This is a genomic window from Streptomyces sp. NBC_00210 (genome assembly GCF_045160975.1).
GTDB lineage: Bacteria > Actinomycetota > Actinomycetes > Streptomycetales > Streptomycetaceae > Streptomyces.
Map to the genome: position 1 here is coordinate 4,750,674 of NZ_CP108120.1, position 15,046 is coordinate 4,765,719.

Consider the following 15,046-nt stretch of genomic DNA (forward strand, 5'->3'; position numbering starts at 1 on the left):
CAATTCCCGGGCACCGAGGCCCGTTTGTGCGGTCGTCGCGTGTGCTGTTGTGGCGGCCGGGGCGGTTCACGCCGCAGCCGGGGCGGCTCAAGCCGCGGCCGCGCGCTCGGTCACCGTTATGCGCGGCAGCAGCTCCTCGTACGCCGCGGTGTCGAACTCGCCCGCCGCCGGGGCCAGCACCGTCGCCGCGGAAAGCGCCACCGCCCGCGCGAGGCGCTCCGGCCACGGCAGCCGTTCCACCAGGCCGGAGAGCAGCCCGGCCACCGCCGAGTCGCCCGCGCCCGTCGGGTTGCCCTTCAGCGGCGCCGGCGGGGTCGCCTGCCACACGCCGTCCGGCGTTGCGGCGAGCACGCCGTCCGGGCCGAGCGAGGTGACCACGGTGTGCGCGCCCCGGCGGCGGGCGTCGCGCGTGGCGCGCAGCGGCTCGCGGGAGCCGGTGAGCTGGGCCAGCTCGTCGGCGTTGGGCTTGACCACGTCGGGGCGGGCGGCGATGCCGCGGCGCAGCGGCTCACCGCTGGTGTCCAGGAGTGCGGGTACGCCCGCGGCACGGGCCCTGCGGACCAGTTCGGCGTACGCGCCCACATGGATGCCGGGCGGCAGGCTGCCGCACAGGGCCACGGCGTCGGCGTCCCGCAGCAGCGATTCGTACGCGGACAGGAACGTGGTCCACTCGGCGGCCGTCACCGTCGGGCCCGGCTCGTTCAGCTGAGTGGTGTCGCCGCTCGCGTCGTCCACGACGGCGATGGTGCGCCGGGTGGTCCCGGCGATCGGCACGAGCGCGTCGTGGGGGCCGAGCGGGGCCAGCAGATCGCGCAGCACCGCGCCGACGGGGCCGCCCACGAAGCCGGTGACGATGCTTTCGTGGCCCAGCGCGGACAGTACGCGCGCGACGTTGAGGCCCTTGCCGCCAGGGCGTTCGCGGACCTCGGTGACGCGGTGGGCGTTGTGCGGGATCAGGGCCGGGACGCGGTATGTGATGTCGAGCGCGGTGTTGAGCGTGACCGTGAGGATCACTCCGCCGCACCCCCTCAGAACGCGCTTGCCGTGCCCGTACGCGCCCCGATCATGCCAAACGGAAGACGGTTGGCCCAGACCCCCTGGGCAACCGCCTTGCGTAAGTTACGTAGAAATCATGTTAGTTAGGACAGTTGCGGCTCAATCAACCATTCGCCCTTGCGCATCACGCCTTTGAGCGTGAACGCGGCGTCCAGCACCACCAGGTCCGCGTCCTTGCCCGGCTCCAGCGAGCCGACCCGGTCGTACAGGCCCAGCAGCTTCGCGGGATTGGCCGAGATGGCCTGGACGACGTCCTGAACCGGCAGCCGGTCGACGGTGGCCGCGCGCTGGAAAGCCGTGTCCAGGGTGAGCGTCGAGCCGGCGATGGAGCCGCCGTCGACCAGGCGCGCGACCCCGTCCTTGACGTCGACCGCGAGCGGGCCGAGCTCGTAGCGCCCGTCGCCGAAGCCGGCGGCGTCCATGGCGTCCGTGATGAAGGCGACCCGGGCCGCGCCCGCGCGGTGGAAGGCCAGCTCCAGGGCGGCGGGATGCAGATGCGTGCCGTCGTTGATCAGCTCGACGGTGATCCGTTCGTCCTCCAGGAGCGCGGCGATCGGTCCCGGCGCGCGGTGGCCGAGGGCGGGCATCGCGTTGAACAGGTGCGTCGCCACCGTCGCGCCCGCGTCGATGGCCTCGACGGTCTGCTCGTACGTCGCGTCCGTGTGCCCGATCGCGGCGATCACACCGTGCTCGGCGAGCAGGCGTACGGAGTCGATGCCGCCGGGCAGTTCGGTGGCGAGAGTGACCATCTTCGCGGTGCCACGGGCCGCGTCGATCAGCTTGCGCACCTCGGCCGGGTCCGGGTCGCGCAGCAGCTCCTCGCTGTGCGCGCCCTTGCGGCACGGCGCGATGAAGGGGCCCTCGAAGTGGATGCCCGCGAGGTCGCCCTGCTCGACCAGCTCGGACAGGAAGCCGGCCCGGTGGGCGAGGAAATCCATCTCGCCGGTGACCGTGGACGCGACGAGGGTGGTGGTGCCGTGTTCGCGGTGGGTCCGTACGCCCTTCAGGACGTCCTCGGCGCTGCCGGAGGTGAAGGAGGCGCCGCCGCCGCCGTGGTTGTGGATGTCGACGAAGCCGGGCACGACCCAATGGCCGGTCAGATCGACGGCGGGGGTGTCGGCGAGGACGGCGCCGGTGATCTTCGCACCCTCGACGATCACCCGTCCGTTCTCGACGATCCCGGTCGGCAGCACCACCCGGGCGCCCGTGAGAACCATGCGGTCGGCCATCAGGCGGTTACCTCCGTGTCGGTGGCGAACGGGTCGGTGGCGAGCAGATCCCAGGCGAGCAGCCCCGCGCCAAGGCATCCGGCGGTGTCCCCAAGGGCTGCCGGGACGATGACGGGCAGCTTCTGGAACGTGACTCGCTCCTCGACCGCGGCCCGTAGTGGTGTGAACAAGGTTTCCCCCGCCTCGGCGAGACCGCCACCGATGATCAGGGTGCGGGGGTCCAGCAGGGTGAGCGCGGTGACGAGACCGGCGGCGAGGGCGTCGATGGCGTCGTGCCAGACGGCGACGGCTTTCGGGTCGCCCGACTCGACGGCTTTCGCGCAGTCGGCGGCGTCGGCGGCCGGGTCGCCGCTCGCCTCGGCCCAGGCGCGGGTCACCGCGGCGGCGGAGGCGAGCGTCTCCAGGCAGCCGCGCTGGCCGCAGCCGCAGTCGGGGCCGTCGGGGCGGACGACGATGTGGCCGATCTCGCCGGCGTAGCCGTGGGCCCCGGCTTCGATGGACCCGTCTATGCCGATGGCTCCGGCGATCCCGGTGCCGAGCGGCACGAACAGGAACCGGTCGGCGCCCTTGCCGGCCCCGATCCGGCCCTCGGCGAGACCGCCGGTGCGGACGTCGTGGCCGAGGGCGACGGGTACGCCGTGCAGCCTGCGGCTGAGCAGCTCGCGCAAGGGTACGTCGCGCCAGCCGAGGTTGGCGGCGTAGACGGCGATGCCGCGGTCGGCGTCGACGATGCCGGGGACGGCGACGCCGACGGCGAGGGCGCTCTGGCCGAGGTGCGTTTCGCCGTACGCGCGTAGCTCGCCGGCGAAGGCGAGGATCGACTCGACGACGGCATCGGGCCCACGGTCGCGCCCGGTGGCGCGGCGTGCCTCGTGGAGGAGGGTGCCGTCTGCCGCGACGAGGGCGGCTTTCATGCCGGTGCCGCCCACATCGAGGGCGATGACGTGTTTCACGTGGACAGTCTGGCGGGGGGCGGGCGAAAGGTCTAGTCCACTACGCCGGATTGTTGCGCCGCCATACAAAAACACCGGTGCGTTTCCCCCACCCCGCCCCTACCCGAACCGGGGCTCCGCCCCGGACCCCGGGAGGGGTACGGGTGGCTGAGCCCCCGCGCCCCCGGGAGCGGCAGCTTCGCGCCGCGACGAGAGGGTGCGCCCCCGCACCTCGGGGAGCGGCAGCTCCGCGCCGCGACGTGCCCGCACTTTGGGTGCGGCGGGTTGGCGTCACGACGTGCGGGTGGGTCCCGTGTCCCCGGAAGCGGCGGCTTCGCGCCGCGAGGTGCACGCGCCCCGGGGTGCGGCGGGTTGGCGTCACGACGTGCGGGTGGGTCCCGTGTCCCGGAAGCGGCGGCTTCGCGCCGCGAGGTGCACGCGCCCCGGGGTGCGGCGGGTTGGCGTCACGACGTGCGGGTGGGTCCCGTGTCCCCGGAAGCGGCGGCTTCGCGCCGCGAGGTGCACGCGCCCCGGGGTGCGGCGGGTTGGCGTCACGACGTGCGGGTGGGTCCCGTGTCCCGGAAGCGGCGGCTTCGCGCCGCGAGGTGCACGCGCCCCGGGGAGCGGCGGCTTCGCGCCGCGACCGGTGTGCAGGGGCGTGCTCTCCGCGCCGCGAAGCGGGCGTGCCTCGGGGGGCCGGGGCGTAGCCCCGGTTTCGGGATGGAGGTACCTCCCACGGCCGACAGGCCGTAGGGGGAGGGCGGGGTGGGGGATCAACCCGCCCCACACCGCCCGGCGGCAGCCGCTGTGCGTGCACTCGACGCCGCGAAGCCCGCGTACCTCGGGGGCCGGGGCGCAGCCCCGGTGAACCCCCTCAGCCCAGAATCACGCTCCGCGTCAGATTCCTCGGGCGGTCCGGGTCGAACCCCCTCGCCTCCGCCAGCGTGACTGCCAGCCGCTGCGCGCGGATCAGGTCGGCCAGGGGGTCTGCCTCGGCGCGGGAGACCAGCGTGCCGCCCACCCGGGACACGTCCACCGACAGGCCCTCCGGCAGGGCGCCGAAGACCCATGTCACCCTGCCCGGGCCGGTGATCGAGATCGGTCCGTGGCGGTACTCCATCGCCGGGTACGCCTCCGTCCACGCCCCCGCCGCCTCGCGCATCTTCAGGCCCGCCTCCAGCGCCAGACCGTACGTCCAGCCGCGGCCCAGGAACGTCCACTGCTCCGCCCCCACCACCGCCTCCGGCAGCGGCTCGGTCACCGCGAGCTCCGCGTCGACCGATGCCTCGGCGATCGACTTGACGCCCGGCAGCGCCCCGAGCCCCGCGCGCAGAAACGCCAGCGCCGTCGTCGCGAAGCGCGTCTGGACCACCGACTCCTCGTCCGCCCAGTCCAGCACCGCCACCGCGTCCGCCGCCTCCATCACCGGAGTCTTCGGGTCCGCCGTCAGGGCCAGCGTCGGCACCTTGCCGCGCAGTTCGGACAGCAGGTCCAGGACCTCCGTCGTGGTGCCGGAGCGCGTGATCGCCACCACGCGGTCGTAGGAACGACCCGACGGGAACTCGGACGACGCGAACGCGTCCGTCTCGCCGAGCCCCGCCGCCTCCCGCAGCGCCGCGTACGCGATCGCCATGAACCAGGACGTCCCGCACCCGGTGACGGCGACGCGCTCACCCGGCTCCGGCAGTCCGTCGAAGGCGGCCGCGGCCTCGGCCGCTCGGCGCCAGCACGCGGGCTGGGTGGCTATCTCTGCTGCGGTGCGGGACATGCGGCATGGCTCCTAGCGAGGTAGACGTACGCACAACTCCGGGTCGTGCTTAGCAGGCATCGGCGCACCCGGGCAACGCTCAAGCCCTCAGGGACAGACGTTGTCGAAGTGATATGCAGTGGAGTAGACCTCCGGCGGCACCATAGGGGAAAATCGCACCTCATCTCAGCGGACATCACGGGGGAACTGACTGGGACAAGTCTTGCAACCAACAGCAGAGGGTGGGGGAAGAGCTGTGCAGCAGCGCTTCTTGGGTCTGACCGCGGCACTTGCCGCACTAGGCATGACGGTGGCCCTGACGGGCTGTGGCAGTTCCAGCGGTTCCAGCGATGTCACCCTCAAACTCGTCGCGGCCGACTACGACGTCGACGGCGGCCAGAGCAGCAAGAAGTACTGGTCCGACCTCGCCGCGGCCTTCACCGCCAAGAACCCCGGCATCAAGATCGACGTCCAGATCGAGTCCTGGAACGACGTCGACCGCAAGGTCGCCGAGATGGTCAAGGCCGGCAAGGCCCCCGACGTCGCGCAGATCGGTGCGTACGCCGACTACGCCGCGGCCGACAAGCTCTACTCCGCCGACCAGTTGCTCTCCATCCCCGTGCAGTCCAACTTCCTCGGCCCCCTCGTCGACGCGGGCGAGATGAGACGCGTCCAGTACGGCCTCCCCTTCGTCGCCTCCACCCGGCTGCTCTTCTACAACAAGCAGCTCTTCAAGGAGGCGGGCATCAAGGAGGACCCGAAGACCTGGGACGACCTCAAGGACGACGCGAAGAAGCTGAAGGCCAACACCAACGCCAAGTACCCCTTCGCCCTGCCGCTGGGTCCTGAAGAGGCCCAGGCCGAGACCATGATGTGGCTGCTCAGCGGCGGCGGTGAGGGATACACCAACCAGAGCGGCAGCTACTCCATAGATTCCGAGCAGAACATCGCCACCTTCGACTGGCTGAAGGCGAACCTGGTCGAGAAGGGCCTCACCGGACCGGTCGCCCCCGGCAAGCTGAACCGCAAGGACGCCTTCGCCGCCTTCACCCGCGGCGAGGTCGGCATGCTCAACGGCCACCCGTCCCTGATGCAGGCCGCTCAGAAGGCCAATATCCAGGTCGGCAAGGTGGCGCTGCCCGGCATCACCGGCAAGCCGAAGTCCGCTATGGGCGTCGCCGACTGGATCATGGGCTTCAAGCAGAACGGCCACCGCAGCGAGATCGGTAAGTTCCTCGACTTCGTCTTCAGCGACAAGAACGTTCTCGACTTCGCAGGCCAGAACGACCTGCTGCCGGTGACGGTCTCCGCGTCCGAGGCGATGGAACAGAACCCGAAGCACCAGGACCTCAGGGAGTTCCTCGAGGAGCTCCCCACCTCGGTGCTTCCGCCGGTCGGCAAGACGTCGTGGGCGAAGGTCAGCGAGAGCATCAAGAAGAACATCGGCACCGCCATGGAGCAGGGCACCGAGCCGAAGGACGTCCTCGGCCGCATCGGCCGCGACGCCACCGTCGCCGAGCACGCCGAATAGCGCGAACAGCGGCGGATAACGCGGATAACGCGGATAACGCGGATAACGCGGATAACGTCGAGCAGCGCTATGCGGCGCCGAACAGCCGGGACACCGAGCCGGCGCCTCGCCGATATGTTGGATCGTATGACCCACGACGAGGCGCTTTCCGAGCGCGACCGCGCCGTACTGGCCATGGAGCACCACTCCTGGCCGGGACCCGGCGCCAAGGAACGGGCCATCAGGGAGCAGCTCGGCATCTCCCCGGTCCGCTACTACCAGCTCCTCAACGCCCTCATCGACGACGAGCGCGCCCTCGCCCACGACCCTGTCACGGTCAACCGGCTCCGCCGTGTCAGGGACGCCAAACGCAGTCGCCGATAGGGTCGGGGCATGGGCTCCCCGTACGCGCACTCCCTGCCGACGCCGTCCACCCCCGCCGGCCGTGAAGGCCTGGCCGCGCTTCTCGCCCGGCCCGAGAAATCCGTCGTCGGCCTCGACTTCGACGGCACGCTCGCCGAGATCGTGCCCGACCCCGAGCAGGCCCGCGCCCACCCCGGCGCCGTCCCCGCAATCGCCGCCCTTGCGCCCCAGGTAGCCTCCGTCGCCGTGGTCACCGGCCGGCCCGCCGGAGTCGCCGTACGCTACGGCGGCTTCGCCGGAGAGCCGGGCCTGGACCACCTCGTCGTCCTCGGCCACTACGGCGCCGAGCGCTGGGACGCCGTCAGCGGCACGGTCAAGGCCCCCGCCCCGCATCCCGGCGTCGCCGCCGTCCGTGCCGAGCTGCCCGGATTTCTCGACCGCATCGGCGCCTGGCACGGCACGTGGATCGAGGAGAAGGGCCGGGCGGTCGCGGTCCACACCCGCCGTGCGTCCGATCCACAGGCCGCATTCGACGCGCTGCGCGGGCCGCTTGCCGAGCTCGCTTCCCGCCACGGGCTGATCCTGGAGCCCGGCCGCATGGTCCTGGAGCTGCGCCCGCCGGGCATGGACAAGGGCGTGGCCCTCGCCGAGTACGTACGCGAAGTGGGGGCCGAAGCGGTCCTGTACGCGGGCGACGACCTGGGCGATCTGCCCGCCTTCGCGGCCGTAGAGAAGCTCCGCTCGGACGGCGTGCCCGGTCTGCTGGTGTGCAGCGGCAGTGCGGAGGTGCCGGAGGTCGCGGGCCGCGCCGACCTGCTGCTGCCGGGCCCGGCGGCGGTCGTGGAGTTCCTGGGCGCGCTCGCGCGGCGGCTGCAGAGCCGGTCGGAGTAAGGCCCGGGTCCCGGGTTCTCAACTCGGGCCGGCGCGGGTCAGGGTTCCTACGCGCTCTCGCGCGCGCCGGTCCTGGCCCGGAATCTCACGCGCTCTCGCGCAGCGCCCGCAGCTGGTCCAGGAACCACTTCTGCGGCGGCAGCGCCGTCGCCGCGGCCGCCAGGCGCTTCGTGCGCCGGGCCCGTTCGTCGTCCGGCATCGTCAGCGCCTCGTGGAGCGCGTCGGCGGTGCCCGTCACGTCGTACGGATTGACCGTCAGAGCGTCCTCGCCCAGTTCCTCGTACGCTCCTGCTTCGCGCGAAAGCACCAGCACGCAGCCCGCGTCCGATACGACCGGAATCTCCTTGGCGACCAGGTTCATACCGTCGCGGATGGGGTTGACCAGTGCCACGTCCGCAAGCCGGTACGCGGCCAGCGAGCGGGCGAAGTCGTCCTTCACATGGAGTACGACAGGGCTCCAAGTCGCCGTCCCGTACGTCGAGTTGATCTCGTCGGCGACGCGCTGGACCTCTGCCGTGTAGTCGCGGTAGACCGCCAGGTCCTGCCGGGACGGGTAGGCGAAGGCGACATGGACGACCCGCTCCCGCCACTCGGGACGGGTCTCGAGGAGGTGCCGGTAGGCGAGCAGCCCGCGCACGATGTTCTTGGACAGCTCGGTGCGGTCCACCCGCACGATCGTCTTCCGGTCCGTCCCGCCGACCTGCTCGCGCAGTGCCACCAGGCGCTCATGGACATCCGGCCGGTCCGACCGCTCCCGCAGAAAGTCCGCGTCCGCGCCGAGGCCGTGCACCCCGATCCGGGTGCCGGACGGGATGCCGGGGCCCAGCACGCTGTGACAGCAGTCGGTGAACGCGTCCGCCCAGCGCCGGGTGAGGAACGCGGCCCGGTCGGCGCCGAGGATGCCGCCGAGCAGTTGGGCGGCGATGTCGTCGGGCAGCAGCCGGAAGTACTCCGGCGGGGCCCACGGCGTGTGCGAGAAGTGGCCGATGCGCAGGTCGGGACGGTGGGCGCGGAGCATTCGGGGCGCCAGCGCGAGGTGGTAGTCCTGGATCAGGACGGCGGCGCCCGGCGCGGCCTCCTCGGCCAGTGCGTCCGCGAAGGCGCGGTTGTATGCCTCGTACGACGCCCACTGGCGGCGGAACTCCGCGTCGAAGACCGGCTCCAGCGGCGTCTGGTAGAGCATGTGGTGGAGGAACCACAGCACCGAGTTCGCGATGCCGTTGTACGCCTCGGTGAACACGGTGGTGTCGATGTCGAGCATCCGTACGCCGGGTTCGGCCACCCCGCGCCGTACCGCCTCGCGGTCGCCGTCGCCGAGGGCGGCGCAGACCCACAGCGCCTCCGCCTCGGAGCCGATGGCCGAGAGGCCGGAGACCAGGCCGCCCCCGCCGCGGCGGGAGTCGAGGCTCCCGTCCTCGTTCAGGGTGTACGAGACCGGGCCGCGGTTCGACGCGACGAGTACCTGGGCGGCAGCGTGCTCGGAGACCATGTCGCGAAACCTAGCCCGTCCCTCAGACCCTCAAACGTGAGTACGGCACGCCATCAATGATGACGCCGTCCCCGTGTCGCGGCGACCGCGACCACCCCGGCCGCGGTCAGGCTCAGCGCCAGGCCGCCCAGCAGCCACAAGAGCTCGCTGTTGTGGTTGCCGCGGTGCGCGGGAGCGATGGTGTCGGCCACCGCCTGTCCGAGAAACGCCACTCTGTGTCTAAAGCTCATACATGGGAAATTTAGACAAGATGGCCGGTTCTTCGTGCTTATGCCGCGCGACGCGCCGCGTACTCACCGATCTCGCGCATCGGCGGCCGCTCATCCGTGTCCACCGTGTACGTGCGCGGTTCAAAACCGCCCTCGCCCCGCTCGAACTGGGTGAGCGCAGGACGCACCAAGTGGCCCCGGGAAAGCCGGAGTTGAGCCGTGCGGTAGATCGCCGCCGCCATCCGGCCCAGTGCCTGTCCGTCCTGGTGGCGGTGTTTGCGAGAGCCGACGTCCACCTGCGCCAGCGCATCCAGGCCCACCGTGTGCAGCGCGTCCACGAGAAGGCCCAGCTCCACGCCGTATCCGACAGGGAAGGGCAGCCGCTCCAGCAGCGAGCGCCGTGCCGCGTACTCCCCGCCCAGCGGCTGGACGAAGCCGGCCAGCTGCGGCCAGTGCAGGTTGAGCAGCGGGCGCGCCACCAGCTCGGTGACCCTGCCGCCCTGACCCGGCGTCTCACCCAGCGGACGGTCGTACATCGCCTTGACGAACTGCACCTCGGGGTCGGTCAGCAGCGGCCCCACGATCCCGGAGACGAAGTCCGCGGAGAACTCCCGCAGGTCGGCGTCGACGAAGCAGACGATGTCGCCGCTGGTCACCATCAGCGAGCGCCACAGCACCTCGCCCTTGCCGGGGACCGCCGGTATCCGTGGCAGGATCGCGTCACGGTGCACCACCCGCGCACCGGCCGCCGCGGCCACCTCGGCCGTACGGTCGCTTGAGCCCGAGTCGATCACGACCAGCTCGTCGACCAGCGCCGTGGCCTCCATCAGCTCGCGCCGGATCACGGTGACGATCTCACCGACGGTCGACTCCTCGTCGAGCGCGGGCAGGACGACGCTGATGGTCGTACCGCGCTTGGCGGCCATCAGCCTGCCGAGCGGGCGGTCGGCCGCCGACCAGGAACGCCTGGTCAGCCAGCGCTCCACCTCTTCCAGCACGCTCGTTTCTCCCTGGCTCGTGATCGGCAAGTGATCCATCTCGCGGTTCGGACGACTATCTCAACCGTTCCCGCCTTCGGTTACAGTCTTGAACAACGCGGATGACCGTCGCATGCCGGGGTCATCACGCTGACAATCGAATACCGCTCATCCAGAGGGGCAGAGGGAACGGCCCGTTGAAGCCCCGGCAACCCTCCCGCCGACCGCGAGGTCACGGTGGGGAAGGTGCCAATTCCGTCTCGTGGCGAAATGCGTCACGAGGAAGATGAGGAGAAAGGGCCTCGCCATCATGGCTGTGCAGACTGTCGCAACCACCCCCGTGAACCTCGGTCCCGCCGCGGCGCTCTCGTGCCGCGAGTGCGGAGAGCGTTTCGAACTCGGCCCGATCTTCGCCTGTGCCTCCTGTTTCGGGCCGCTGGAAGTCGCATACGACCTGCCGGTCGGTGACCCCGAGGCGCTGAGGAAGCGGATCGAAGCGGGTCCGAACAACATCTGGCGGTACGCCCCGCTGCTGCCCGTCCCCGCCGACGTGGCCGAGAAGCCGAACATCAACCCCGGCTTCACCAAGCTCGTCAAGGCCGACAACCTGGCCCGTGAGCTGGGCGTCACCGGCGGCCTGTACATCAAGGACGACTCCGGCAACCCGACGCACTCCTTCAAGGACCGCGTTGTCGCCATCGCCGTCGAGGCCGCACGCGCCTTCGGCTTCACCACCCTGTCCTGCTCCTCCACCGGCAACCTCGCGGGCGCGGTCGGCGCCGCCGCCGCGCGGGCCGGCTTCCGCTCCTGCGTGTTCATCCCGCACGACCTGGAGCAGGGCAAGGTCGTCATGGCCGCGGTGTACGGCGGCGAGCTGGTCGGCATCGAGGGCAACTACGACGACGTCAACCGCTTCTGCTCGGAGCTCATCGGCGACCCGCTCGGCGAGGGCTGGGGCTTCGTCAATGTCAACCTCCGCCCGTACTACGGCGAGGGCTCCAAGACGCTGGCGTACGAGATCTGCGAGCAGCTCGGCTGGCAGCTGCCGGACCAGATCGTCATCCCCATCGCCTCGGGCTCGCAGCTGACGAAGATCGACAAGGGTCTGCAGGAGCTGATCAAGCTCGGCCTGGTCGAGGACAAGCCGTACAAGATCTTCGGCGCCCAGGCCGAGGGCTGCTCGCCGGTGTCGACCGCCTTCAAGGCCGGACACGACGTCGTACGCCCCCAGAAGCCGAACACCATCGCCAAGTCGCTGGCGATCGGCAACCCGGCCGACGGTCCGTACGTCCTGGACATCGCGCGCCGCACGGGCGGTGCGGTCGAGGACGTCAACGACGAGCAGGTCGTCGACGCGATCAAGCTGCTCGCTCGCACGGAGGGCATCTTCGCGGAGACCGCTGGTGGCGTGACCGTGGGCGTGACGCAGAAGCTGATCGAGGCGGGCGTGCTCGACCCGGCGCTCACCACGGTCGTCCTCAACACCGGCGACGGCCTCAAGACCCTGGACGCGGTGGCGCCGACGACCGGCCCGTCCGCCACGATTCGCCCGAGCCTGGACGCGTTCCGCGACGCCGGCCTGGCCGGCTGATCCGACTCCCGAGAAAGGCACGCACCATGAGTGTCAACGTCCGCATCCCCACCATTCTCCGTACCTACACGGGCGGTCAGGCCGAGGTCTCGGCCCAGGGCGCGACCCTCTCCGAGGTGATCGCCGACCTGGAGAAGAACCACGCGGGAATCGCCGCCCGGGTCCTCGACGACCAGGGCAAGCTGCGCCGCTTCGTGAACGTGTACGTGAATGACGACGACGTGCGTTTCGAGCAGGGACTCGAGACGGCGACGCCGGACGGGGCGGGAGTTTCGATCATCCCCGCCGTCGCCGGAGGCTGATCGTCAAACGCCGTGTCGGACGGCACACAGAGTTACGCGTATTGCCCTCTCCGCAAGAGAAGCGGAGGGGGCAATTCTGTATGGTTGAGCGCGGTACAGTTGGGGAAGCCCCCCTCCGCTGCGTGTGCCGGGCGCATATGAGAATGCGCCCGAGCGTGACAAGAAGCAGCCAATATGGTCGATCGAATTGCCTCTCTTAGGTGTGATTTGCCGGGCCCGACTTGCCCCGTAATTTCTTGAATTCGGGTCAATTTTCCGTTCGCGCGTGCTCAGAATTCTCGTCCGATTGACCTGTTGCAGAGGGCAGTTGGGCAGATACATTCAGCCGCGGTCGACGCGTTCCGGCGCACACCCCTCCTGTCGGGGTGAGGTCTGACCCGGGTCCGCGAAGTGCGGTCCTGCGCAAGGGCCAGTAATAGGGGAGTTAGGCATGGCTCAGGGCACCGTCAAGTGGTTCAACGCGGAGAAGGGGTACGGCTTCATCGCGGTCGACGGTGGTGCGGATGTTTTCGTCCACTACAGCGCGATCCAGATGGACGGCTACCGCACCCTTGAAGAGGGTCAGCGAGTTGAATTCGAGATCTCGCAGGGCCAGAAGGGGCCGCAGGCGGACATGGTCAAGCTCGCCGTCTGATCGGCGCGATCGACCACCGACGCACTCACGCTCACGCCGAAGGGCCCGCATCCCGCGAGGGATGCGGGCCCTTCGTGCGCGTGTATGCACGCCGGGATTGCGTGCACGTCCGCCCGCGCCCGGCCACCACCCCTCACGGAGCCCTTCGGGCGCTTGCACTCTCTGGGGTCGAGTGCTAATCATTGGCGTTAGCACTCTGACAGTGAGAGTGACAACGAGGACCGGGTCGGTGAGGTCCGCAAGCCGGGTGGGGCAAGGAACCACAAGGCCTGCAGGCCGTCCGTCGCGGGCGCCAGGCGCGGTCCGGAGAATCCACCCCAGTCCGGGAGGACCACTTCACATGGCCAAGATCATCGCGTTCGACGAGGAGGCACGGCGCGGTCTCGAGCGCGGGATGAACCAGCTCGCCGACGCCGTCAAGGTCACCCTTGGCCCCAAGGGCCGTAACGTCGTCCTCGAGAAGAAGTGGGGCGCCCCCACGATCACCAACGATGGTGTTTCCATCGCCAAGGAGATCGAGCTCGAGGACCCGTACGAGAAGATCGGCGCCGAGCTGGTCAAGGAAGTCGCCAAGAAGACGGACGACGTCGCCGGTGACGGTACGACCACCGCGACCGTTCTCGCCCAGGCCCTGGTTCGCGAGGGCCTGCGCAACGTAGCCGCCGGCGCCAACCCGATGGCCCTCAAGCGCGGCATCGAGAAGGCCGTCGAGGCCGTCTCGGGTGCCCTGCTCGAGCAGGCCAAGGACGTGGAGACCAAGGAGCAGATCGCTTCGACCGCCTCCATCTCCGCCGCCGACACCCAGATCGGCGAGCTCATCGCCGAAGCCATGGACAAGGTCGGCAAGGAAGGCGTCATCACCGTCGAGGAGTCCCAGACCTTCGGTCTGGAGCTGGAGCTCACCGAGGGTATGCGCTTCGACAAGGGCTACATCTCGGCGTACTTCGCCACCGACATGGAGCGTATGGAGGCGTCGCTCGACGACCCGTACATCCTGATCGTCAACTCGAAGATCAGCTCGGTCAAGGACCTGCTGCCGCTCCTCGAGAAGGTCATGCAGTCCGGCAAGCCGCTGCTGATCATCGCCGAGGACGTCGAGGGCGAGGCTCTGTCGACCCTGGTCGTCAACAAGATCCGCGGCACCTTCAAGTCCGTTGCCGTCAAGGCCCCGGGCTTCGGCGACCGCCGCAAGGCGATGCTGAACGACATCGCCATCCTCACCGGCGGCACGGTCATCTCCGAGGAGGTCGGCCTCAAGCTCGAGAACGCCGGCCTGGACCTGCTGGGCCGCGCCCGCAAGGTCGTCATCACCAAGGACGAGACCACGATCGTCGACGGTGCGGGCGAGAGCGACCAGGTTGCCGGTCGCGTCAACCAGATCCGTGCCGAGATCGAGAACTCCGACTCGGACTACGACCGCGAGAAGCTCCAGGAGCGCCTCGCGAAGCTGGCCGGCGGCGTGGCCGTCATCAAGGCCGGCGCCGCGACCGAGGTCGAGCTCAAGGAGCGCAAGCACCGCATCGAGGACGCGGTGCGCAACGCCAAGGCCGCCGTCGAGGAGGGCATCGTCGCCGGTGGTGGCGTGGCGCTCATCCAGGCGTCCGCCGTCTTCGAGAAGCTCGAGCTCGAAGGTGACGAGGCCACTGGTGCCGCCGCTGTGAAGCTGGCCCTGGAGGCCCCGCTGAAGCAGATCGCGGTCAACGCCGGCCTTGAGGGCGGCGTCGTTGTGGAGAAGGTGCGCAACCTGACCGTGGGTCACGGCCTCAACGCCGCGACCGGCGAGTACGTCGACATGATCGCCGAGGGCATCATCGACCCCGCGAAGGTGACCCGCTCTGCCCTGCAGAACGCGGCCTCCATCGCGGCGCTGTTCCTGACCACCGAGGCCGTCATCGCCGACAAGCCGGAGAAGGCCTCTGCGGCCGCTCCGGGCGGCATGCCGGGCGGTGACATGGACTTCTGAGCCTGACGGCTCGGACCCGGTCCTGACCGAGGGCGGTACCCCCACTCCCAGGGGGGTACCGCCCTCGGGCGTTTCAGGATCCGGGCCGGGGAGGGCGAGTCGGTTTCTGTTATCCGATCTGCGCCCACAGGTCTCCTCCAGGCAGGACTCTGA

The 15,046-nt window shown here is 70.1% G+C and carries 14 protein-coding genes and 1 riboswitch; of the genes, 7 read left to right on the top strand and 7 right to left on the bottom strand.

Translation table 11 applies throughout. The annotated features are described in order from the left end of the window. Window positions 1-87 precede the first annotated feature (87 nt). The 4 genes from OG729_RS21625 to OG729_RS21640 all read right to left on the bottom strand — a co-directional run bounded on the left by OG729_RS21625 (window position 88) and on the right by OG729_RS21640 (window position 4,985). Window positions 88-1,014: a 1-phosphofructokinase family hexose kinase gene (locus OG729_RS21625; protein WP_405807712.1), complete on the bottom strand. Its 927-nt coding sequence runs from the start codon at window positions 1,012-1,014 to the stop codon at window positions 88-90. A 125-nt stretch (window positions 1,015-1,139) separates the two neighbouring features. Continuing rightward, window positions 1,140-2,285, bottom strand: a complete 1,146-nt coding sequence (gene nagA, locus OG729_RS21630) for an N-acetylglucosamine-6-phosphate deacetylase (protein WP_360868152.1) — start codon at window positions 2,283-2,285, stop codon at window positions 1,140-1,142. Further along, window positions 2,285-3,199, bottom strand: a complete 915-nt coding sequence (locus tag OG729_RS21635; protein WP_405811216.1) for an ROK family protein — start codon at window positions 3,197-3,199, stop codon at window positions 2,285-2,287. Before OG729_RS21635 ends, nagA begins: the two co-directional genes overlap by 1 nt. 892 nt (window positions 3,200-4,091) lie before the next feature. Next, a complete protein-coding gene (locus OG729_RS21640; protein WP_405807713.1) occupies window positions 4,092-4,985 on the bottom strand; it encodes an SIS domain-containing protein in 894 nt (297 codons plus the stop codon). 283 nt (window positions 4,986-5,268) lie between these two features. Between OG729_RS21640 and OG729_RS21645 the strand changes: the two genes are divergently transcribed. The 3 genes from OG729_RS21645 (at window position 5,269) to otsB (ending at window position 7,728) form a co-directional block, all read left to right on the top strand. After that, a complete protein-coding gene (locus tag OG729_RS21645) occupies window positions 5,269-6,495 on the top strand; it encodes an extracellular solute-binding protein (RefSeq protein ID WP_360868246.1) in 1,227 nt (408 codons plus the stop codon). A 126-nt stretch (window positions 6,496-6,621) separates the two neighbouring features. After that, window positions 6,622-6,858 carry a DUF3263 domain-containing protein gene (locus tag OG729_RS21650; protein WP_405807714.1) on the top strand — a complete coding sequence of 79 codons (237 nt, stop codon included), beginning with the start codon at window positions 6,622-6,624 and terminating at the stop codon, window positions 6,856-6,858. Between the two features lie 9 nt (window positions 6,859-6,867). Further along, window positions 6,868-7,728, top strand: a complete 861-nt coding sequence (gene otsB, locus OG729_RS21655; protein WP_360868140.1) for a trehalose-phosphatase — start codon at window positions 6,868-6,870, stop codon at window positions 7,726-7,728. A gap of 85 nt (window positions 7,729-7,813) precedes the next feature. Here the strand turns inward: otsB and OG729_RS21660 are convergent, their stop codons facing one another. The 3 genes from OG729_RS21660 to OG729_RS21670 are packed head-to-tail and all read right to left on the bottom strand — an operon-like array spanning window position 7,814 to window position 10,424. Then, complete coding sequence (locus OG729_RS21660; protein WP_405807716.1) at window positions 7,814-9,217, bottom strand: trehalose-6-phosphate synthase; 1,404 nt, start codon at window positions 9,215-9,217, stop codon at window positions 7,814-7,816. 53 nt (window positions 9,218-9,270) lie between these two features. Then, window positions 9,271-9,447, bottom strand: a complete 177-nt coding sequence (locus OG729_RS21665; RefSeq protein WP_405807717.1) for a hypothetical protein — start codon at window positions 9,445-9,447, stop codon at window positions 9,271-9,273. Window positions 9,448-9,485: 38 nt separating this feature from the next. Continuing rightward, window positions 9,486-10,424: a glucosyl-3-phosphoglycerate synthase gene (locus OG729_RS21670; RefSeq protein ID WP_360868132.1), complete on the bottom strand. Its 939-nt coding sequence runs from the start codon at window positions 10,422-10,424 to the stop codon at window positions 9,486-9,488. 144 nt (window positions 10,425-10,568) lie between these two features. Further along, a riboswitch (SAM riboswitch) is annotated at window positions 10,569-10,696 on the top strand. A 17-nt stretch (window positions 10,697-10,713) separates the two neighbouring features. Here OG729_RS21670 and thrC point away from each other — a divergent pair. The 4 genes from thrC (at window position 10,714) to groL (ending at window position 14,893) form a co-directional block, all read left to right on the top strand. Next, window positions 10,714-11,994 carry a threonine synthase gene (gene thrC / locus OG729_RS21675; RefSeq protein WP_360868129.1) on the top strand — a complete coding sequence of 427 codons (1,281 nt, stop codon included), beginning with the start codon at window positions 10,714-10,716 and terminating at the stop codon, window positions 11,992-11,994. A gap of 26 nt (window positions 11,995-12,020) precedes the next feature. Further along, window positions 12,021-12,296 (top strand): MoaD/ThiS family protein, encoded by a 276-nt coding sequence (locus OG729_RS21680; RefSeq protein WP_360868126.1) that lies wholly within the window; start codon window positions 12,021-12,023, stop codon window positions 12,294-12,296. A gap of 430 nt (window positions 12,297-12,726) precedes the next feature. Beyond that, entirely contained in the window at window positions 12,727-12,930 is a 204-nt protein-coding gene (locus tag OG729_RS21685; RefSeq protein WP_005315736.1) for a cold-shock protein, read from the top strand. Window positions 12,931-13,270: 340 nt separating this feature from the next. Beyond that, window positions 13,271-14,893, top strand: a complete 1,623-nt coding sequence (groL, locus tag OG729_RS21690; RefSeq protein WP_360868123.1) for a chaperonin GroEL — start codon at window positions 13,271-13,273, stop codon at window positions 14,891-14,893. Window positions 14,894-15,046: the final 153 nt, after the last annotated feature.

Bases quoted from the DNA above. Each gene is read 5' to 3' on its own strand.
- OG729_RS21645 (WP_360868246.1), top strand. From the start codon at position 5,269: ATGACGGTGGCCCTGACGGGCTGTGGCAGTTCCAGCGGTTCCAGCGAT.
- OG729_RS21640 (WP_405807713.1), bottom strand. From the start codon at position 4,985: ATGTCCCGCACCGCAGCAGAGATAGCCACCCAGCCCGCGTGCTGGCGC.
- nagA (WP_360868152.1), bottom strand. From the start codon at position 2,285: ATGGCCGACCGCATGGTTCTCACGGGCGCCCGGGTGGTGCTGCCGACC.
- OG729_RS21650 (WP_405807714.1), top strand. From the start codon at position 6,622: ATGACCCACGACGAGGCGCTTTCCGAGCGCGACCGCGCCGTACTGGCC.
- OG729_RS21685 (WP_005315736.1), top strand. From the start codon at position 12,727: ATGGCTCAGGGCACCGTCAAGTGGTTCAACGCGGAGAAGGGGTACGGC.
- OG729_RS21665 (WP_405807717.1), bottom strand. From the start codon at position 9,447: ATGAGCTTTAGACACAGAGTGGCGTTTCTCGGACAGGCGGTGGCCGAC.
- OG729_RS21680 (WP_360868126.1), top strand. From the start codon at position 12,021: ATGAGTGTCAACGTCCGCATCCCCACCATTCTCCGTACCTACACGGGC.
- groL (WP_360868123.1), top strand. From the start codon at position 13,271: ATGGCCAAGATCATCGCGTTCGACGAGGAGGCACGGCGCGGTCTCGAG.
- OG729_RS21660 (WP_405807716.1), bottom strand. From the start codon at position 9,217: ATGGTCTCCGAGCACGCTGCCGCCCAGGTACTCGTCGCGTCGAACCGC.
- OG729_RS21635 (WP_405811216.1), bottom strand. From the start codon at position 3,199: ATGAAAGCCGCCCTCGTCGCGGCAGACGGCACCCTCCTCCACGAGGCA.
- otsB (WP_360868140.1), top strand. From the start codon at position 6,868: ATGGGCTCCCCGTACGCGCACTCCCTGCCGACGCCGTCCACCCCCGCC.
- thrC (WP_360868129.1), top strand. From the start codon at position 10,714: ATGGCTGTGCAGACTGTCGCAACCACCCCCGTGAACCTCGGTCCCGCC.